Here is a 19,588-nt window from a genome sequence, read left to right as displayed (position 1 = left end):
GGGTTCACGCATTTGAACTTCAGCCACCGCCATCTGTCCGGGTCAGTTTTCATTCAGCGTGGACGGTCTTTTGCGCGTGAAAATTTCAGCTTGAACGGCTGCGCGCTGTTGTAAGCGGCGTGGGATTTTCGCACGTTCAGCGGTCCAATTTGTCTCCCGGCAGGCCCTTTGAACGCATTTTGTGATGTTCGTCACACTGGACTTGCGCGTGTTTCCTCGCAGCTTAACCGGAGCTGTGCAGATTTCTGCACAGTGACACAGTCGTTAATGCGCCGCGAAAATAAAATAATCGCATATTTTTCAGTGGTTTGAGGAAATTTCCGCAAGCTGGCACACCCGTTGCAATTCTCCTGGCATCGGCGCCAAACACAAATCCAGCGCCCCGGAATTCAAATCAAAGCTGCCGAGCAGCACAGAGCCAGGAGATCAAAATGTCCAATATCGCTTACCTCAAAGCCACAGGCGCAACCCAAGGCGACATGACTGCAGACGCAACCACAGGCGACAGCATCGGCAACCTGTGGCAGGAAGGCCACGAAGGCCAGTCCCTCGTTTATGCCCTGGAACAGAACGCAGTCGTGCCGCGTGATCCGCAGTCCGGTTCCATCATCGCTACGCGCCGCCACTTGCCGACGACCTTCGTCAAGCCTGTCGACAAGGCAACCCCGCTCTTCTGGCAGGCACTGGCAACCGGTGAAGCGCTCGAGATCGAAGTTGAGTTCTGGCGCACGTCCACGGCAGGCGTTCAGGAGCACTACTACACGATCAAGTTCATCGACGCGGTTCTGGTGGAAGGCAAGACGATCCTTCCGGACGTCAACGACGAAGCCAACGCCTCGCGCGGTGACATAGACCAGTTCTCGTTCACCTACCGCAAGTGCGAGTGGACCCACGAAGTTGCCGGAACAAGCGCATCCGACGATTACCGCGCTCCGGTCACCTGATCCAAGGCAATAACGCGGAGGCCGGCATTGAACCGGCCCCCAGCCGGCGGACCTACCCCCCGCCCGCCAACTGCAACCGCCCGGTCTTCTCACACCGGGCGGATTTCATTTGGGCGCTTGAATTGTCTGAAGATTTCGAAGCATGCGAGCGCAAAGCGCTTCAGCTCATCAGCTCAGCACAAAGTCCTGCTCCGAATATCCCTGCAAATACAGCAGGGCTGTCAGGTCACCGTGGTCGACACGGAAATCCGCCGCCTTTGCAACGGCGGGCTTCGCCCTGTAGGCAACGCCTGACCCCGCCTTTTCAATCATGGCGAGATCATTTGCCCCGTCACCGACAGCCAGGGTGTCTTCAAAGGCCAGGTTCTTTTCAGCTACCAGCTCTTCAAGGCGGACACGTTTTGCATCCTTTCCAAGAATCGGCTCACCAACCTTGCCCGTAAGCTTGCCGCCGTCTTCCAGAAGTGTGTTGGCCTGGTTCTCGTCAAAACCGATCATTGCGGAGACCGCCTTGGTAAAATGCGTGAACCCACCCGATACCAGCGCACAATAGGCGCTATTTGCCTTCATGGTCTGGACCAGCGTGCGTCCACCCGGCATCAGCACAATCCGGTTGCTCAGGACGGTGCCGATCGCCGACACGGGCAAACCCGTTAGGAGACCGACCCGTTCACGCAGCGCTGGTTCAAACTCGATTTCGCCGCGCATGGCGCGCTCGGTGATTGCCGAAATTCTGTCTTTCAGGCCAAGTTCGGCAGCCAGTTCGTCGATGCACTCCTGCCGGATCATGGTGGAATCCATGTCCGCAATGAGAAGGTGCTTGCGGCGGCCGTGTTCCGGTTGCACAAAGACGTCAACAGGGGCAGAGCCGACGAGATCACGCAACATGGTATCAGCGGATGCTGCGTCGGGTGTTTCGAAGCGGATATCGGCAGCAACTCCGGCGCTCAGGATTGTCGCGGCGTTACTTACTCCAAGGACGTCTTCGGCACGCCTGACAAGTTCCTGATCAACAGCCGGGGCTGTTGGAGTAGACACCAAAGTGGCAACAAAAGACATGGATGCATCCCTGGAAGGCGAAAGGAAACAGCTTGTTGAAAGCCGCGCCATTCTGATAGCTGGCCCGACTGCAAGCGGCAAGTCCGCTTTGGCGCTCAACCTTGCAGAAGCCTGTGACGGTGTGATCATTAATGCCGATTCCATGCAGCTCTATGAAAATTTGCGCATAATCAGCGCGCGTCCTTCGATCGACGAAGAAAACCGGATCCCGCACAGGCTTTATGGTGTCTTGCCCGCATCGACCGCGTTTTCCACCGGGGCGTGGCTACGTCTGGCGATACGGGAAATTGAGGCTGTCGAAGCCGAAGGCAGGACACCGATTTTGGTTGGTGGTACCGGTCTTTATTTCAAGGCACTGACGGAGGGCTTTGCCGAATTGCCGGCGATTCCCGATGACATACGTGACGCGGCGCGGGATCTGGCGGACCGGGAGGGCGTGGAAGGACTGAAGAAGCAACTCACGCACCTTGGCGACGAGGCGGCTGCACAGGCGCTTGCTGATCCGCAGCGGCTTACGCGCGCGCTGGAAGTGCTGCAGGCAACGGGCGAGCCGCTTGGTGCTTGGCAGCAGAAGGCGCAGTCCGCGCCTTATCTGGCGCCGGACACCTGCACCCGGATCGTGCTGGCTCCGCCCCGTTCCTGGCTGCATGCCCGCATCGAGCAGCGCGCGCTTCTCATGCTGGAAAGCGCCGGGATCGCAGAAGTCAGGAAACTGCTTGCCTTGAATCTTTCCGAAAAACTGCCGGCCATGCGGGCGATCGGTGTGAGCGAAGTGCGAGACTATCTGGCCGGGACCAGGGATCTGGAGGAAACAGTCCACAGGCTCACTGTTGCAACGCGTCAATACGCGAAGCGCCAGGAAACGTGGTTCCGCAATCAGATGCCGGATTGGCAACGGGTTGATCCGTCAAAGGGAATCGACAAAGACTGTTTGTGACGTGCGGACTAATGTCATCAAGTCAACTTAAAGGTGGTGCGATGCAGCAAGCGGTTTTACGGTAACCTGTTGGTAATACGCATATATTTTTGCCTTTTTTGACACTATACTTTTGTCTGCCTTCGGGTTGGCACAATTCAGGGTTAGGCGTCCGGCAATCGAGTTTCGGGAGTTTGTACACTTCCCTCAGAACATCGGCGCAAAACCTGATTGCATAGGAGGACCACGGTGCAGACGATATTTCTCGAATGTGGCTCAGTGCGGCTTGTTCCCTTTTCCCCGTCCGATATAAATCTCGTCAAAAACCTTCACTCCGACCCTTTTGGCAACCGATGTACTGAATATTCGACCGACTGCACGATCGCCGATGCAGCGGATCTTGTGCGTTCGGCCTTGCAAAACCAGGCCGACCTGGGCTTTGCCAAGTGGAAGGCTGTTTCCGAAACGGGACGGTTTCTCGGCTGGGCCGGGTTTACGCCGGTCAGCGAGACATCGGAGATCAGTCTGAACTACTGCCTGCTCAACGAGGTGCTGGAGCAGGATGAGACACTGGCGACACGGCTGTGCGAGGCACTGACCGGCTGGTTTTTCGAACACACCTACTTCTCGCACCTTGTGGCCGTCGTGCGGACGGACAACAGGGATGTGCGCAATGTGGTCCGTGACGTCGGGTTTTGCCACCGGGAAAGCAAAGTGATTGAGGGGATGCAGGCCGACGTCTTTCAGCTGTTCAGTCCGTCCATGCAGTCCTACCTGATGAGTGCCTGATACCGACCAACGGTTGCAGGCTGGAAATTCCCCAAAAGAACCCGTAACCTTGGCCGCGTTGAACGCGGCTTTTCTTTTGGAAGACTGAGATTTGGCTGAAATTATTCTGACGACCGAACGCCTTCGGGTTGAGCCTTTTCAGGAATCAGACTTTCCGCTCCTTTTCGATCTTCACTCCGATCCGGAGGTCAATCGCTATCTGTCACCGGGTCTGGCGCCAATGTCGGCCGAAGAGGTCGAGCGGCGTCTGAATACCTATGTGCAACACCATCGGGACAATGGGCTTTCCAAGTGGAAGCTGCTCACCCGGGACGGCGATTTCATTGGCCGTGCCGGACTGACCTGGATGAAGGCACCGGACGGGTTTGAGGTTGGCTACAGCCTGAAGCAGGCGGCATGGGGCAGGGGGTATGCGACGGAGATTGCCAGGGGGCTTGCCAAGTGGTTTTTCGAAAAAACGGACAACAGATTCCTGATCGCCTTTGCCCATTCAGAGCACCTGGCGTCCCTGAAGGTGATGCAGAAGGCGGGGTTCACCTATTGGTTCGACATGGAAAGGGATGGTGTTCCCTGCACGTTTTACCGGATTGAGCGGCATGAGGCGGTTTGACATAGGCCTCATAGGCAACGCTGACGGTCCGGAACCTCGAAGCAGTGCAAGGTCAAAAAGTAAGGGCCGCAAAGGCGGCCCTATGAATTCGCGCTAATAGAGACACTCAGACCGCCTGCAGAGCGCCCGGGTTGCCGGTTTGCTGGCGCAAGGCGAGTTTGTTCATGGCCGACACATAGGCACGCGCGGAGGCAACCAGGGTGTCGGTGTCGGCGCCCTTGCCGGTTGCGATGCGGCCCTCGGCTTCCAGCCGCACAGAGACTTCGGCCTGGGCGTCGGTGCCTTCGGTGACGGCATGAACCTGGTAGAGCGACAAGGTTGCCTCGTGGGGCACGATGGCCTTGATCGCGTTGAAGGTCGCATCGACCGGACCGTCGCCGGTTGCTTCCTTGGTGATGTGCTGACCGTTGACGTCCATCGTCAGGATCGCCTTCTGCGGTCCTCCGGTGCCGGCAATCACGGTCAGTGCAATGACCTTGGTGCTTTCGCCCAGGATGTTGATTTCATCCTCGACCAGAGCCTCGATGTCTTCGTCGTAGACGTGTTTCTTGCGGTCAGCCAGATCCTTGAACCGGCGGAAGGCATCCTGCAGAGCGTTGTCGCCCAGCTCGAAGCCCAGTTCACGCAGCTTGTCGCGGAAGGCATGACGACCGGAATGCTTGCCCATCACCAGTGACGTTGCTTTCACACCGACATCTTCCGGACGCATGATCTCATAGGTCTCCGCGTTCTTCAGCATGCCGTCCTGGTGGATGCCGCTTTCATGAGCAAAGGCATTCTTGCCGACGATTGCCTTGTTGTACTGAACCGCGAAGCCGGATGCGCCGGCAACCATCTTCGACGCACGGACCATGAACTTCGGATCGATCTGGGTGGCGTATTGCAGAACGTCTCCGCGCGTGCGGATCGCCATGACGATCTCCTCCAGCGCCGCGTTGCCGGCGCGTTCACCGAGGCCGTTGATCGTGCATTCAATCTGGCGAGCGCCGCCAGCAACACCGGCCAGAGAATTGGCAACGGCCAGACCCAGGTCGTCGTGACAATGAACGGAGAAAATGGCCTGGTCGCTGTTTGGAACACGTTCGCGGATGTCCTCGAACATGGCTTTGTATTCATCCGGCGTCGCGTATCCGACCGTGTCGGGCAAATTGATGGTGGTTGCACCGCACTTGATGGCGGCTTCCACACAGCGGCACAGATAGTCGATCGGCGTTCGGGTAGCATCCATCGCGGACCACTCGACATCGTCGATCAGATTGCGCGAGCGGGTCACCGTATCGGTAATGATGTCCATCACCTCGTCCTGGGATTTGTTCATCTGAAACTTCAGATGGATCGGCGAGGTGGAGACGAAGGTGTGGATCCGGCCCTTGGCGGCATGCTTTACCGCCTCACCGCAGCGGTCGATATCGGCGTGGATCGCGCGGGCGAGGCCTGCAATCACGGAGTTTTTCGAGCGTTTGGCAATCTCGCTGACGGCTTCAAAGTCGCCGTTGGAGGCAATTGGAAAACCTGCTTCGATAATGTCGACGCCCATGTCGTCGAGGATTTCGGCAATCTGCAGCTTTTCTTCCAGCGTCATGGACGCGCCGGGCGATTGTTCGCCGTCGCGCAATGTGGTGTCGAAGATGCGGATATGATCCGTTTCAGAGGTGGCAGTCATGTCATATCGTCCCTGGCTTGGATCGGCAGTTCAGAACCGTTATTCAGGTGGAACCGTCACGCGATCCGGAATTCGTAGTGCGCTGTGTCGAAGTATCTCCCCTAAGTGTCCGTTCCGCCAGATCAATAAGCGGATCAGCCGACGCTCAGGGGCATCTAAGAAGGAGGAGATCGCCAAGTAGAAGGAGGCCGCCGCGCTTATTCAGCGCGTGGATCGTAGAACCGGAAATGTCGCGTGCCGCGATCATGGGTTTCAACTCTGGCCTTTGGTCGTCTTGCCGTAACAGCCACCAAGCTTGAGACAAAAGCGTAAGCAGGTGGTTAACGGGTCTGTTCTTAAGGCAGGATACGAATTGATGCAAGTGGGGTTCTTTGGCTGCCCTGTTAAGCGACCGACAGCATCGGGCAATGGATACCTTTTTCAATAAATTGCCCGCCACCGCTTTAATGGTACGTATCATTACCCTTGCGTGTCAGGGGTGTTTTCCAGAAATCGGGTTTTGAAAATTCGGCTTGCAAACGCTTCGGTGCGGTTGCAAAGATCGCGGCCTATCAACTTTTCAACTTTCCGACAGCTGCAGGATCGGGCGGGTGCATAAGACCAGGTGCCCGCCTGCCAGAACTGCAAGAGGCAGAGGTTCCCGTGCGCTTCACGCAAGCATGTGAGCCGAAAGCATCAGCGGCAGTTCCGACTTGAGCTTCAAAAAAGTGTCGCTCGGATGGTGTCGGCACAAGACGGCGCATACCAATAAAAGAGAGGTGATTTTGGCAGAGACAATTGGATTTATTGCAGCAATTCTCGGGACCATATGCTGGTTGCCGCAAACGATAAAAACCTGGCGTACGCGGGAAACGAAAGACCTGTCACTTTCCGCGAACCTCCTCGTTCTTGCGACCGTTGCGCTATGGCTCATCTACGGGATTGCCATTGACGCGTGGCCACTCATCGTGGCGAACGTGATATCGGTCATCCTGGTTGGCGCGATCGTAACCGCAAAACTGATTTACAAGTAAAGCGGTTTCTCAAGACTTCCGTTCCTAAGCGAAGTTTTTTTGGAGTGCGGCCTCGGCGTTGTGTCTTTGGTGCCGGCAGGCTATCGCTTGTGGTACCGGACTGAAGAGGCAAGTGTTGTGGGAGAAATTCGTGTCAAACACATCGGGGTTGAACCATCTTGGACTGGCCGTCGCCGATCTCGATCAGACGACGCGTTTTTTTGTGACCGTTCTGGGCTGGCAGGAAACGGCGCGCGATGCGTCTTACCCGAGAAATTCCATAACGGATGGCAACCTGCGTCTAACTCTCTGGCAGGTCGATCACTCCGTGCCGCCGAAAGACTTTGACCGGAGACACAATATCGGGCTGCATCACCTTGCTCTGCAAGTCGATACGGAAGCGGATCTCCTGAGGCTTGCGGACGAGGTTGCCGCGTGGCCCGGGGCGGTTGTCGAGTTCATGCCGGAATTCATGGGGTCAGGGCCGCGAAAACATATGATGTTCGCAGAGCCGGGCGGCATTCGACTGGAGCTGGTTTGGATGGGTGTTTGAGTTGACAGCTTTCGCAATTGTCCATCCGGTTCCTCAACGACGAGCGCCGGGTTTTGCGGTCAGATGCTCTCAAGAGTGTGCCAGCCTTTAGGCCAGCCGATATTTGACATCAGAAAAGCGTTTAAAGGTCTTCGAGATACTTCCGGCCTTCGCCCGTCAGGACGACATCCAGCGGCATGATACCAACTCTTCGCAACAAGCCTGCCTCCTCGAGTGCGCGAAGCCGCAGGGCCTCTATGTTCACAAACCGGTGACGGCCTGCGTTCAGCAACCGCAAGAATTTCTTCTCAGTTGGCGAAAGGTTCATCATACCTATCCGTCTAACGTAGCGTGCCTTTCGCGACGACAGTTAAGTCAAGAGACAGATGAGCGATCGTAACGACGCCGACACTTTTTTCAATCTACTTCTTTGCCGGGCTATTTTTTGCTGGCTGGCTGTTTCTCAAAAAAGGCATTGTGCAGGTCTTTTGTATCGCGACATGCGCGATCATCTCACCTTGGAGTCATTGAGTCCATTACGGAAATTTAATTAACCGTCGTATCTTGAAATCCTTGTAAAAGTGCACTACGTGCACTATGTTTAGCTCAAGGAGATTTAAGATGAATATACATGTTGCACATTGTTTACTTGTACGTGACGGACTGACTTACAATCGTCCACGCCTGAGCTGGCTTCCCCGCAAGCTATACCGCTCTTTCGGCGACGCGAATAAATCCATTCGCCGCCTGAACTGGGCCAAAGCAGACAAATAAAGTAAGGGCGGCACGGCGTGCTGACCTTTAACGCTGTCGAATAGAAACGGGCCCGGCGTACTCCGCCGGGCCCGTTTCTTTTGTGTTACGCGATGACCCACAGTTTCATAGGTGAAACCTCTGGTGTCGCTCACTTTTTACTGGTCAATCAGGCCTGAATATCAACGGCCTCACCAAGGCCTGGTGGCGGAGCTGCCGGGGTGCTGGACGCACTTGCGGCCGTATCAACACTCGACGCCCCGGACTGCCCTGGCGCTGTTGGTTTGGAAGCATATGCGTCCGATTTGAGAGCTTGAGCGCTGCTTGCAGCGGCACTCGCGGATCCTACGTCCATTTCCATCTCCTTCGATCTGTTCCATCCCATTGGATGGACCGACGTTGGCCGCGGAAGCTTAACGCGCACTAAAGGGATGGCCTTCCATTACAAGACGTGAAGTCAAGTTCAGTTTTGGTGATCGTTTTTGGACCGATGCACCGTTTTCATTGCTTATTCATATGACAGGCACGCGACATAACCCGACTGATGCCCTATGCCTCATTCCCATACATGTCGCGCCTGCGGACCCAGGCCTGGGCGTAGGGGAGGCCTTCTTCGTGCCGGCCCATCGGGGTCAGGTCCAGGATGTTGTAGGCCATGTTCAAGATGTCGAGCCCACGGCCATAAGTGGAGTAGCTGTGACCGATACGGCCGTCCTCAAGTTTCAGAAAAGTGCTGACGCCCGGCAGTTCCTCGGAGTGGACAGTGTCCCGGCCGCTATAGTTGTAGCCTCTGCCTGTCGGGTCCTTCTTATCGGGGAAAGTGACGCCGAAATCGACGCCAAATCCATTTCTGGCGGTCGACGCCCAGTCAAAGGTCCAGCCCATACGCTGTTTGTAAGCCTGCAGCGTCGTGAGCGGTGCATTTGAAATCGCGATCAGTTTCGTATCGCGCGCAGCCAGATGCGTGTCGAGGTGATCGTAGTTGTCCGCCCAGAACGAACAGCTGGGACAGCCCTCTTCCCACGTTTCGCCGAACATGAAGTGATAGACTGCCAACTGGGGAAGCGGGCCGAAGAGTTCTCCCAGGGACTTCCGGCCGTCTTCGGTGTCAAAAACATAGTCTTTTTCGACCAGAACCAATGGCAAGTCGCGACGTGCGGCCGAGAGTTCATCGCGTTCCTTCGTAAAGGCCTTTTCGCGTGCGAGCAGTGCCTTGCGGGCTTTCAGCCAGTCTTCCCGGCTGACAAACTGTTGGGATGTCATGGTGTTCTCCTGAACTCTTGAAACTCAGACCGAAATGATTTCATCAAGACGCCTGAAGCAGCCGTTCCAGCCGCCGCCAACACCTCTGCGGGCGTCCTCGGTTTTAATCGCTTCGTGGCGTAGCTTCACTTCCGTGGCCTTGCCGGCCTCCGTAAAGGTGATCGCGACCTGCGAAGTGTCGGTTGCCTCGCGCGTGCCGTCGGCAAATTCCTGAACGTGGCGCCAGCTGAACTCCAGCCGGTTCGGCGCGTCGATGGTAAGATATTCCCCTTCGAAATGGATTTGCTTGTCCTGGGTCTTTTCAATGACGAAGCACCATTTCCCGCCGACCTTCAGGTCAATATCGACAGACACCAGCCCACCGGCTTTCGGGACGAACCAGGCTTGCACCTCAGCCGGTTCCGTGAAGGCGCGGAAAACCCGCGCCGGAGCAGCCCGGAACAGTCCTTCCACGATCACGGGCTCCTGTCCTGGATCCGATTTCAGAAAGTCTTTTTCGATCTCTTGAACGGTCATCAGTCGTTATCCTCCTTTGCGAGATGGCGGGCGAGGGCGTCGAAGCGGTCGATCCAGAAGGATTCGTATTTGCTGAGCCAGTCGACGGCTTCCTTGATCGGCGCACCTTTCAGACGGCAGTGGCGTGTGCGTCCCCGTTTTTCGATATCGACAAGACCTGCATCCGACAGAACCCGCAGATGCTTGGAGACCGCCGTAAGCGACATGTCGAAGGGGGCTGCAAGATCGGAGAGCGTCGTCTCGCCGTCGGCAAGCCGGGCGACGATCGCGCGCCGGGTGCCGTCGCTGAGAGCCGAAAATGTTGCGTCCAGTTGAGCCATTTGCTGCACAGTCATAAAGTGAACCTTTTGGTTGACTATCATGGGAATTCATTATAGTCAACTAATTGGTTGAGTAAAGTCAAAAGCCCGCTGAAATGCTCGACAATGGCCGGGCTCAGATTATTGCGCAGCCGGTCCGAACAGGAGAGAAAGACATGAAACTTTATGTAACTGACTTGTCCCCCAACAGCCGGCGTGTTCTGGCAGCAGTTCATCATCTGGGACTGGAACAAGAGACCGACGTTCAAAAGTTCAATCTGTTTGCAGGCGAACATCAGACCGATGAATTCCGCGCGATCAATCCAAACGTGAAGGTGCCGGTGCTGGTTGACGGTGATTTCACGCTCTGGGAAGCCAATCCGATCATGATCTATCTTGCGGATCGCCGGGGTGCCGAGGAATTCTGTCCCTCAGACCGCATGGGACGTATTGAGGTCCTGCGCTGGCAGTCATGGGAAGTGCAGCACTTCAATCGTGCCCTTGGCGACATCGTTTGGGAAACAGTGGCAAAGCAGGTTTTCGGGATCGGACCGGCTGACGAGGAGAAAATCAGCGCCGGTCAGGATAATTTCAGGCGCTTCGCGGGTGTGCTTGAAGATCACCTGTCGGACCGGGACTTTGTCCTTGGTGACAAGCCGACCGTCGTCGATTTTTCCGTGGGCAGCCACTCCGCGCTCGCGTTGCATCCGCAATCGCAAGTGCCGCTGTTGGAGTTCCCAAAGGTCCTTGCCTGGCTGCAAAGCCTCGAGGCTCATCCCGCCTGGGCAAAAACAGCGCCGGCGCCCGCATCGGAGGCGGCCGAGTGATCGCAGGCGCGTTTTGAAACAGGCGTCCGACCCGCGTTTAGCGGGTCAACCAACAACAGGGTATGGCGGTCGCGCGCGCGGCCGCCTGCATTTGCCGGACGGATGCCCGGTCGCTACGATACCAGTCAATGACAAAGTCTTATGCGATTGCGCTGGCGTTCGGTTTCGTGGCCGCTTTTCTGATGGGGGCCAACTCGGTCATGGTCAGGTACCTGACCACCGATCTGCACGGACTTCAGATCGCCGTATTCCGGTTGTGGATCGCCTGTTCGGTGATTTTTTTGATGCTGACGGTGTCCGGCAGACGACCGAACCTTTTCCAGCTGGACCGTTTCAATCTGCTCGCAAGCGCTGGCTTCACGCTGAACTATATTACATTCCATGTGGGGCTGGAGCACACCAGTGCCACCAATGCGATGGTGCTGGAAAACACCGCACCGTTTTTTGTGCTGTTGTTTCTGGTTGTCGCCGGTGTCGAGAAAATACGTTGGTACGATGTCCTTGCCACAGGTATCGCGCTGTTGGGTGTCTACTTTACCGTACGGCACGATTTTGATGCCGGTGCTTCCGGTAATTGGGTCGGAGACTTTTGGGAGCTTGGCGCCGGGTTCTCTTGGGCAATCTTCATCGTTGGCAGCGCACGCTCGGTCAAGAACACGAAAACGACAATGGATCGCATGGAGGTTCTCTTGAAGATCCTCCTGCCAAGCGCACTCGTTCTTACGCCAAGCCTCTTGCTCTATCCTTTGGAAGCGACGGTGCCCGACATGATGTTACTTGTTCTGCTTGGTGTTCTGTCGACGGCGGTCGGGTATTACTTGTGGTATGAAGCCATGGCAACCGTTTCGACCGTAACAGCGGCACTGCTCGCCGTTTTGTCCGTGGTCTTCACATTCGTGATTGCCTATGTGGCGCTCGGCGAAGAGATGACGTCGGACATTCTGATAGGTGGCGCTCTCATAGTGGCAGGTGTCATCCTGCCCGGCCTCCTGAGCGCGCGGCCGAAGTCATCCGCCGGGAGCGGCAAGCTCAGCGGCGGTGACGACAGCTGAACTCAAAAATCAGACAAACAGCTCACCGCGCGCAACAAGTGTTGCCTGTCCGCCGATACGGACCGCGTGCATGCCGCCGTTTTCAATGTCGATCTCAAGATCAATCAGCGACGGTCGCCCCATCTCAAAACCCTGTTCGATGCGAATATGGTGGGTTCCTTCCGTCAGGCCGTCATAAAAATTGACAACGCCCGCAAAGGCTGCTGCAGCGGAGCCTGTCGCCGGATCTTCCAGGATGCCCATGTCCGGTGCAAACAGCCGCGCATGAAAGGCGCTGTCATGCGAGCGGGTTTCGCGGCAGTAGATATAGGCGTGGTTGTGTGCGTCCTTGCCGAAGCCCGCCTTCCACATGGCTGCGACCGGCTTTGCCCGGGAAAGGGCATCAAGGTCGCGCACGGGTACGAAATTGAAAGGTGGGCCGACCTGAAACCGGGACGGTGCATGGTTTTCGAATCCAATGTCCGTCGGCTCCAGATCCAGCGCGGCTGCTATGAGTTCGATATTGTGGGTCGGCCCGGCCGGTTCCGGCAGGCTGGGTACATCGAATTCAGCGAAGCCCGCCGCATTCTGCTTCAAGATGACGGCGCAGCGCACAGCCCCGATCTTCTGTTTCAGAACGACGACAGCGTCCTGTTCGCCATCGACTTCGCCAAAGCGTTCTGTTGCCAGCAGTATGGCAGTGCCGATGGTCGGGTGGCCTGCAAACGGGAGTTCCATTTTCGGCGTGAAGATCCGTATGCTTGCGGACTGGCCCGGGTTTTCGGGCGGAAACACAAACACGGTTTCAGAGAGATTGAATTCACCTGCGATCTTCTGCATCTGCTCGTCGCTCAACCCCTCGGAGTCCAACACGACCGCCAGTGGATTTCCGGCAAGGAGTGTGTTGGTGAAGACATCCAAGATCGCGTAGCGACGGCCCATATTCTGTTCTCCCTTGAGATGCACTTGAATTCTATTCCCGAGGTGTGCGGACTTTTACATTTCTCAGCGAGTCCCGCCAGTCCTTAGTGGTTGTTCTTGGTGAACAAACTATTGACCGGCCTCCGTTTCGCCGAGAGCTTCTGAAGGCAGCAAATACTTGGCAATCTCGCGGGCGAATGGAACGATGGCCGGGTTCTCAAGGTCTGAGCGCGCGCGGATGATGAAAATATCCGCAAGTTCCTGCTCCTCCGAATTCAGTGAGTGTTCAATCATGCGGTGTCGCAGTCTTTCAGCGGTCTCGTCGACTTCGAAGATTTGCGCGATTGAGATACGCGGCCCGTCAAATGCGACCAGCAGGTCTTCACCGGATTGCTGATCGCAGACAAGACCGGTTTCTTCGTGCAATTCCCGGCGAATCGCCGCGCGAATATCGACCTTTTTCTCTGCGGTGACGTCGTTCAGATCGAGATTGCCGCCGGGCGGATAGATCATTCCGGCTGTTGCCGTATGATCGGCCATGAGGCCATAGAGCAATGCGCCGTCACGAGACCTCACGATGGCAGATCCAAAGAGATTGAAAGCCTCGGCATCCGGAGCACCCCAGTCACGCCAGGCCAGGTGCGCTGCATAAGAGCTCTCGGCACAGTGTCCGGTGAAAGTGCCGTCTTTGAAATTAAAGGCGGTCAGCTTTAGGGTCCGGCCATTCCACAAGAGGGCGATCTTTTTCTTTGCCTCGTGAAAATGGGCGGAAATTTCGAGTTCGTTCTCGGTTTCAAACCGCCAGGGTTTGTCTGTCAAACTCAGGTCGATATTCGTGACCTTGTGGACACTGGCAGGCAGCCGTTTTTCCATGAGCGGGATATCCTGTCCCGGCGACATCTCGCTCGGTCGCGTACCCAGGGTTCTGTACCCGTGCTTCAGATAGAACTGCTCTGCATGAAAGTCGGATTCGAGATGAAGGCGGCAAAGGCCTTTTTTCCGGGCGGCATCCTCGACGCGCTTCAAAAGCAGGCTGCCGACGCCAGAGCCTTGCGCTCCAGTGTCGACAAACAGAAAGTCAACCAGGAGCGTGTCGCCTTCTTGAACGCTCACGCCTGAAAAGGCGAGCGGCGTCCCATCTCGCTCTGCAACCGTTACCTCCAGCGACCGGATCGTTGCCTCTTTGATGCCCCATGTTTCGATAAATTCATCCATCTTGTCCTGCGGATACCCCCAGGAGGCCTTAGCACGATGGAGAATACGGGTTAGCGCCGGGGCATCGGCGAGCGTGGCAGGACGGAGTTTGAGGGGCATGGCAGTCCGTAGTGTTGTGCGCCAGACAGCGGTAGCCACAGTTTGTGAAGGTAAGAAGGCAAACGGGAGCAACGTCTACAGCGTCCCATGTTTATGCCATTTGCTCGAGTGCATTCAAAAGCTGTACATGTTCGGCCTTAAGGGGATGGATGCCATGGTCAAGCCATGGCATGACGTAATGCAAAGAGCTTGGATCTGAAACTGTTGTTTTTTAGGTCATTGCAGGGCTTGACCCTGCAATCCAAGCCGCACCCTATCGATTGATGAAGCGCTTTTGGGTCTACATATTGGCAAGCCGAAAGAACGGAACGCTTTACACCGGCGTCACGAATGATCTCGCAAGAAGACTTGCGAGCACGAACGCGGGGCCGGTTCAAAATTTGCTGCCCGATACGGAGCTGTTCGCCTGGTCTGGTACGAAGAGCATCCAGTTGCCAACCAAGCAATCGCTCGTGAAAAGGCGATCAAATCCTGGCGGCGGAACTGGAAAATCGAGTTAATCGAAAAAATGAACCCTGACTGGTATGACTTGAAACGGCATTTGAATTCGTGACAGCAAGTAAGCGCGAACAAGCCGTACCGGATGTCTCTTTGTTTTGAGCTGCTCATTCCGGCTGGAGCGGTGCGGAAGGCCGGAAACCTGTTATCTTTTGTCCAGTCGCATTTCATCACCAGCCTCGAATGTTGCTGCCGCCCGGCCTTTACGCGCGTGTGGAAAACGGGGAGGACAAAGATGCGTAAGGATCGCCACCCCGGTTTGGAGCCGGCGGATGGCCAGCTGGTCAGCGAATGAATGTTCCGTTCTGCAGCTCTGTGACCGCCTGGACAAGTTCGTCGCGGGTGTTCATGACAATGGGTCCGTGCCAGGCGACGGGCTCCTTGATCGGGGCGCCGGAGACCAACAAAAAGCGTATGCCTTTCTCGCCGGCGTGTACCACGATTTCGTCACCGGTTCCAAATATGACGAGTGTCCGGTCACCCGTCTGATCCCGAAATTTCAGTTCTTCGCCTTCGAACTCCTTTTCTGTCAGCACACCGAAGGGATCGGATGCACCCTCAAATATCCCCGAGCCTTCGAAAATATATGCGAAAGTCTGCTTGTAAGTATCTACCTTCAAACGCTTTTTCTTGCCCGCGGGCACATGGATATCAAGGTATTGAGGATCCGCAGCAATCCCGTCGACCGGGCCGCGCTTGCCCCAGAAGTCACCACAGATAATCCGTGCAGAGCTGCCGTCATCTTCCGTCACTACAGGGATGTCTTTTGCCGTGACGTCCTGGTAGCGCGGTTCGGTCATTTTTAGGGATGAGGGCAGATTTGCCCAAAGCTGGAAGCCGTGCATGCGCCCGTTTTCATCACCCTTCGGCATTTCCTGGTGCATGATGCCGCGCCCTGCGGTCATCCATTGTACGTCTCCCGCGCCCAGGTCGCCCTTGTTGCCGAGACTATCGCCGTGTTCGACCGTGCCGGCCAGGACATAGGTTATGGTTTCAATACCGCGATGGGGATGCCAGGGAAAACCAGCCAGGTAATCTTCCGGTCGATCATTTCGGAAATCGTCCAGCAGCAAAAATGGATCAAGCATTTCAGGGTCCTGAAAACCGAAAGCTCTCTCAAGCTTTACACCTGCGCCTTCAAGAGTTGGCTGCGTTGAACCGATATGCGTCACCGGGCGGATAGACATGGAGGTTCGTCCTTTTCTGGTTGTTCGTTGTGCAGAAAATAGCGTTGATTGGCAGAAAACCTAGCCGCGCTCAAACGAACGCTCTGTTCATTGCAGGGAAACAATTCCGGGCCGCGCCCCGAGGCCGCAACATTGACAGTTTGTGTCATCGTGAGGTACGCACCTCAAAAGCTGTCAACAACCGAAGGTCTGTTCGGTTTAGGTTGTATTGTTTGATTCAGCGCATATGAAAACTGAAGCGTAAGTCTCGGTAGGTTTGCAGCGTCAGGTACGTACAAACCAGGACGGCGGAACAAAGCGGGAGGAGCCAGGGTATGCAGGAATACAGACCTAAGCCGGAGTTGACGATCAGGGACGAAGCCTCTCTGCGCGCACTGTTCCCGGCAACCCATGAGCTGGCGATAAAGAAGTGCCAGGCGACGCTCGACAAGCATGCGCGAGACTATATTGCCCGCTCGCCATTTCTGTGCCTTGGCACTCAGAATGCTGATGGTAAGGCAGATGTCAGCCCGCGTGGTGATCCTGCCGGGTTTGTGAAAGTCGTGGATCGGGAAACGCTGGTCATTCCCGACCGCCCCGGCAACAATCGTCTCGACAGCCTCGTTAACATAGTCTCCAATCCCAGTGTCGGACTGTTGTTCCTGATCCCGGGGTTTGACGATACCTTGCGTGTCAACGGCACGGCGAGCCTCGTGGTTGACCCCGACTTGCTCGAGACGTTGAGCATCAATGGACGCGCCCCAACGATTGCGATCCTGGTGAAGGTGACATCCGTCTTCATGCATTGCGCAAAAGCGTTTCGCCGTTCGCATCTTTGGGATCCGGACAGGTTTTTGGATCGCAGCGAAATGCCCTCACTGATGAATATCATCCTGGACCAGACAGAGGGCGCTCCGCAGGACGATACGCAGATGAACGAGCTGGATCAAAAGCTGGAAGAGGAATACAGGAATACTCTTTACTAGTTTTGTGCCGGATGCTTGTGAACCGTGACTGGGGGCCGGACCTCCATTTCGTTACGATCAAAGATCGAAACGTTGCCGGCTGATGAGCAAAGCTGGTTCTAAAGCGGATTACCCGGCTGGATTGCAATGGGCTAAGCCCGGCCTGGCGATACGCGCTTTGGAATCATGGTGACATCGTACCGGCAGCAGACAATGGATCTTGCATCTTGCGGCGGTCTGGCCCACATGCGAGGCTGCCCTGTCAATTTGGCCGTCTGGTCAAATGCATATCATTGAACCGGTTGGATCTTCATGGCTCCGATATTGTCCGTGCGCGACCTGGAAAAAACCTACGAGGGTGGTTTTCAGGCGCTGAAATCCGTTTCCCTCGACATAGAGGAAGGAGAAGTCTTTGCGCTTCTTGGACCAAACGGTGCCGGCAAGACGACATTGATCAGCACGATTTGCGGACTTGTACGCCCCACGTCCGGTTCAATCCGGGTTGGCGGCCACGACGCAATGAAGGAGTTTCGCGCCGCCCGTCGTCTCATCGGACTGGTGCCTCAGGAAATGCCAACCGCGCCGTTTGAGATCGTTGGCGACACGGTCACATTCAGCCGGGGTCTTTTCGGTCTTCCGCCGAACCGTGCGCTGATCGATGGTATCTTGAAAGATCTGACACTCTGGGAAAAGCGCAACAATCCGATCATGGCGCTCTCGGGCGGCATGAAACGCAGGCTGTTGGTTGCCAAGGCACTTTCCCATGAGCCCAAGATCCTGTTCCTGGATGAGCCGACCGCTGGGGTCGACGTCGAATTGCGGCACGATATGTGGCGGATCGTGAATGAATTGAAGGAACGTGGTGTCACGATCATTCTGACAACACACTACATCGAAGAAGCCGAGGAGATGGCCGACCGGGTCGGGGTCATCAACAAGGGTGAAATCGTCCTTGTCGAAGAAAAGGACGAGCTGATGCGAAAGCTCGGCCGCAAGCTTCTGACGCTCAATTTGACGGAGCCTCTGGACGTGGTCCCGGAACGCCTTTCCCGTTACAATCTGGAACTCGCCGACGAGGGAACGCAACTCGTTTATACCTACGATACGCACGCTGAACGCACCGGCATAACCGCGCTTCTGACCGACCTCGCCGAGGCGGGCGTGCGCTTCCAGGATCTTCAGACCGACCAGTCATCACTTGAAGACATTTTCGTCGATCTCGTGAAGGGAGGGTAAGCTTTCATGACTACGGACATTACCATCCGCACTGCTGCACTGAAGGACAAGGATACGCTTACAGATCTTTGCATGCGGTCAAAACAGTCCAACGGCTATGACGACGCGTTCATGGCGCTGTGCACGGATGAGCTGCGTGTTCAGGACCTATGGATCACCGACAATGACTTCTGGATCGCGGAAACGCCGGACGGCCGGGTTGTCGGTTGCATCAGATTGTCGGTCGACAGTGGGATCGGTGAGCTCGAAACGTGTTTCGTTGATCCGGACTGGAAGGGCAAAGGAGTCGGCAAGCGCCTGTTCGAAGCACTTCAAAAGAAAGCCAAGGCAATTGATCTGAAGCTGATCGGCCTGGACGCCGATCCGTTTGCCGAACCATTTTACACACGCATGGGCTTTCGTACGGTCGGACGCTCGCCTTCGGGCTCGATACCGGGCAGAACCTTGCCGCGTATGGAATTGAATTTGACGTGAGCGTGAGAGACGCTCCCTTGGAACGAATGAACGGGTGTCTGAATGAACTTTGGAGCTGTTAGATCCATTTATCTGGCAGAAATGGCGCGCACGAAACGCACGCTGATGCAGAGCGTTGTGTCGCCAGTGATTTCGACCGTGCTGTATTTTGTGGTGTTTGGCGCGGCGATCGGTTCCCGGATCTCCGAGGTGGACGGCGTAAGTTATGGAGCTTTTCTCGTCCCGGGCCTGATCATGCTCTCGCTGATGACCCAGAGCCTGTCAAACGCGGCATTCGGGATCTATTTTCCGCGTTTCACCGGAACCATTTTCGAGGTGTTGTCAGCGCCGGTCTCCTACCTCGAGATCACCGTGGCCTATGTGGGGGCGGCTGCAACCAAATCGATTATTGTCGGGCTGATCATTCTTCTCACGGCCAATTTCTTCGTCGATATCGAAATCCGTCATCCTGTCTGGATGGTGACTTTCTTTGTTCTGACAGCGGTGACCTTCGCACTGCTCGGGTTCATCATCGGCATCTGGGCGGACAATTTCGAGAAGCTGCAATTCGTGCCGCTTCTGATCGTGACGCCACTCGCTTTTCTCGGTGGCAGCTTTTACTCCATCAAGATGTTACCTGAATTCTGGCAGACGGTGACGCTGGTGAACCCGGTGGTCTATTTGATTTCAGGCTTCCGATGGAGTTTCTACGGACAGGCAGACGTGAGCCTTGGTTTTTCGCTTGTAGCGACATGTGTTTTTCTGGTCGGCTCACTGGCGATCGTGCACTGGATCTTCAAAACCGGGTACCGATTGAAGGCGTAAGGCCGGGTCTTTCAAA

At 55.9% G+C, this 19,588-nt stretch carries 22 protein-coding genes and 1 pseudogene; 13 read left to right on the top strand and 10 right to left on the bottom strand.

All coding sequences use genetic code 11. The annotated features are described in order from the left end of the window. The first annotated feature begins 431 nt into the window (after positions 1-431). Positions 432-944: an Hcp family type VI secretion system effector gene (locus tag ABVF61_RS04705; RefSeq protein ID WP_299473606.1), complete on the top strand. Its 513-nt coding sequence runs from the start codon at positions 432-434 to the stop codon at positions 942-944. Between the two features lie 168 nt (positions 945-1,112). On the opposite strand, the gene serB is transcribed toward ABVF61_RS04705, so the two are convergent. Then, entirely contained in the window at positions 1,113-2,003 is an 891-nt protein-coding gene (gene serB / locus ABVF61_RS04700) for a phosphoserine phosphatase SerB (RefSeq protein ID WP_353992370.1), read from the bottom strand. On the opposite strand from serB, the gene miaA reads away from it, so the two are divergent. The 3 genes from miaA (at position 1,987) to ABVF61_RS04685 (ending at position 4,318) form a co-directional block, all read left to right on the top strand. Continuing rightward, a complete protein-coding gene (gene miaA / locus ABVF61_RS04695) occupies positions 1,987-2,940 on the top strand; it encodes a tRNA (adenosine(37)-N6)-dimethylallyltransferase MiaA (RefSeq protein WP_353992369.1) in 954 nt (317 codons plus the stop codon). The two genes, serB and miaA, sit on opposite strands and share 17 nt — an antisense overlap. Before the next feature lie 228 nt (positions 2,941-3,168). Then, entirely contained in the window at positions 3,169-3,708 is a 540-nt protein-coding gene (locus tag ABVF61_RS04690; RefSeq protein ID WP_353992368.1) for a GNAT family N-acetyltransferase, read from the top strand. Positions 3,709-3,799: 91 nt separating this feature from the next. After that, positions 3,800-4,318, top strand: coding sequence for a GNAT family N-acetyltransferase (locus ABVF61_RS04685; RefSeq protein ID WP_353992367.1), 519 nt, complete (start codon positions 3,800-3,802; stop codon positions 4,316-4,318). Between the two features lie 106 nt (positions 4,319-4,424). Here the strand turns inward: ABVF61_RS04685 and ABVF61_RS04680 are convergent, their stop codons facing one another. Then, positions 4,425-5,981 (bottom strand): 2-isopropylmalate synthase, encoded by a 1,557-nt coding sequence (locus tag ABVF61_RS04680; RefSeq protein ID WP_353992366.1) that lies wholly within the window; start codon positions 5,979-5,981, stop codon positions 4,425-4,427. 764 nt (positions 5,982-6,745) lie between these two features. Between ABVF61_RS04680 and ABVF61_RS04675 the strand changes: the two genes are divergently transcribed. Both ABVF61_RS04675 and ABVF61_RS04670 read left to right on the top strand, forming a co-directional pair. Further along, on the top strand, positions 6,746-6,994 hold the full coding sequence (locus tag ABVF61_RS04675) for a SemiSWEET family sugar transporter (RefSeq protein WP_502949930.1): 249 nt from the start codon (positions 6,746-6,748) through the stop codon (positions 6,992-6,994). 130 nt (positions 6,995-7,124) lie between these two features. Continuing rightward, complete coding sequence (locus ABVF61_RS04670; RefSeq protein ID WP_353992365.1) at positions 7,125-7,526, top strand: VOC family protein; 402 nt, start codon at positions 7,125-7,127, stop codon at positions 7,524-7,526. 121 nt (positions 7,527-7,647) lie between these two features. Here the strand turns inward: ABVF61_RS04670 and ABVF61_RS04665 are convergent, their stop codons facing one another. The 5 genes from ABVF61_RS04665 to ABVF61_RS04645 form a co-directional block, all read right to left on the bottom strand. After that, the gene (locus tag ABVF61_RS04665) at positions 7,648-7,833 is read right to left on the bottom strand and encodes a hypothetical protein (RefSeq protein ID WP_353992364.1); all 186 of its coding nucleotides are present in this window, start codon (positions 7,831-7,833) and stop codon (positions 7,648-7,650) included. A gap of 594 nt (positions 7,834-8,427) precedes the next feature. After that, positions 8,428-8,613 carry a hypothetical protein gene (locus ABVF61_RS04660; protein WP_353992363.1) on the bottom strand — a complete coding sequence of 62 codons (186 nt, stop codon included), beginning with the start codon at positions 8,611-8,613 and terminating at the stop codon, positions 8,428-8,430. Between the two features lie 194 nt (positions 8,614-8,807). Beyond that, positions 8,808-9,521 (bottom strand): DUF899 domain-containing protein, encoded by a 714-nt coding sequence (locus ABVF61_RS04655; protein WP_353992362.1) that lies wholly within the window; start codon positions 9,519-9,521, stop codon positions 8,808-8,810. Positions 9,522-9,545: 24 nt separating this feature from the next. Then, entirely contained in the window at positions 9,546-10,037 is a 492-nt protein-coding gene (locus tag ABVF61_RS04650) for an SRPBCC family protein (protein WP_353992361.1), read from the bottom strand. Next, complete coding sequence (locus ABVF61_RS04645; protein ID WP_502949945.1) at positions 10,037-10,357, bottom strand: ArsR/SmtB family transcription factor; 321 nt, start codon at positions 10,355-10,357, stop codon at positions 10,037-10,039. The genes ABVF61_RS04650 and ABVF61_RS04645 overlap by 1 nt, the downstream gene beginning before the upstream one ends. A 155-nt stretch (positions 10,358-10,512) precedes the next feature. Here ABVF61_RS04645 and ABVF61_RS04640 point away from each other — a divergent pair, with 155 nt between their 5' ends. Both ABVF61_RS04640 and ABVF61_RS04635 read left to right on the top strand, forming a co-directional pair. Beyond that, positions 10,513-11,163: a glutathione S-transferase family protein gene (locus ABVF61_RS04640; protein ID WP_353992359.1), complete on the top strand. Its 651-nt coding sequence runs from the start codon at positions 10,513-10,515 to the stop codon at positions 11,161-11,163. A 128-nt stretch (positions 11,164-11,291) separates the two neighbouring features. Further along, positions 11,292-12,215: a DMT family transporter gene (locus tag ABVF61_RS04635; protein WP_353992358.1), complete on the top strand. Its 924-nt coding sequence runs from the start codon at positions 11,292-11,294 to the stop codon at positions 12,213-12,215. A 9-nt stretch (positions 12,216-12,224) separates the two neighbouring features. On the opposite strand, the gene ABVF61_RS04630 is transcribed toward ABVF61_RS04635, so the two are convergent. Together ABVF61_RS04630 and ABVF61_RS04625 are read right to left on the bottom strand one after the other, a co-directional pair. Then, on the bottom strand, positions 12,225-13,136 hold the full coding sequence (locus ABVF61_RS04630) for a PhzF family phenazine biosynthesis protein (protein ID WP_353992357.1): 912 nt from the start codon (positions 13,134-13,136) through the stop codon (positions 12,225-12,227). 108 nt (positions 13,137-13,244) lie between these two features. Next, complete coding sequence (locus ABVF61_RS04625; protein ID WP_353992356.1) at positions 13,245-14,429, bottom strand: GNAT family N-acetyltransferase; 1,185 nt, start codon at positions 14,427-14,429, stop codon at positions 13,245-13,247. Positions 14,430-14,692: 263 nt separating this feature from the next. On the opposite strand from ABVF61_RS04625, the pseudogene ABVF61_RS04620 reads away from it, so the two are divergent. Next, positions 14,693-14,982 (top strand): annotated as a pseudogene (locus tag ABVF61_RS04620) (GIY-YIG nuclease family protein). A gap of 229 nt (positions 14,983-15,211) precedes the next feature. On the opposite strand, the gene ABVF61_RS04615 reads toward ABVF61_RS04620, so the two are convergent. Next, positions 15,212-16,114 carry a pirin family protein gene (locus ABVF61_RS04615; protein WP_353992355.1) on the bottom strand — a complete coding sequence of 301 codons (903 nt, stop codon included), beginning with the start codon at positions 16,112-16,114 and terminating at the stop codon, positions 15,212-15,214. Positions 16,115-16,428: 314 nt separating this feature from the next. On the opposite strand from ABVF61_RS04615, the gene ABVF61_RS04610 reads away from it, so the two are divergent. The 4 genes from ABVF61_RS04610 to ABVF61_RS04595 all read left to right on the top strand — a co-directional run bounded on the left by ABVF61_RS04610 (position 16,429) and on the right by ABVF61_RS04595 (position 19,572). Continuing rightward, complete coding sequence (locus ABVF61_RS04610; RefSeq protein WP_353992354.1) at positions 16,429-17,079, top strand: pyridoxamine 5'-phosphate oxidase family protein; 651 nt, start codon at positions 16,429-16,431, stop codon at positions 17,077-17,079. A gap of 291 nt (positions 17,080-17,370) precedes the next feature. Continuing rightward, on the top strand, positions 17,371-18,294 hold the full coding sequence (locus ABVF61_RS04605) for an ABC transporter ATP-binding protein (RefSeq protein WP_353992353.1): 924 nt from the start codon (positions 17,371-17,373) through the stop codon (positions 18,292-18,294). Between the two features lie 6 nt (positions 18,295-18,300). Next, positions 18,301-18,768 (top strand): GNAT family N-acetyltransferase, encoded by a 468-nt coding sequence (locus ABVF61_RS04600; protein WP_353992352.1) that lies wholly within the window; start codon positions 18,301-18,303, stop codon positions 18,766-18,768. Between the two features lie 42 nt (positions 18,769-18,810). Next, on the top strand, positions 18,811-19,572 hold the full coding sequence (locus ABVF61_RS04595; protein ID WP_353992351.1) for an ABC transporter permease: 762 nt from the start codon (positions 18,811-18,813) through the stop codon (positions 19,570-19,572). Positions 19,573-19,588 lie beyond the last annotated feature (16 nt).

The sequence above is a fragment of the Roseibium sp. HPY-6 genome (assembly GCF_040530035.1).
Lineage (GTDB): Bacteria > Pseudomonadota > Alphaproteobacteria > Rhizobiales > Stappiaceae > Roseibium.
Note: the sequence above shows the minus strand (reverse complement) of the source record. Positions and strands in the feature narration are given on the sequence as shown.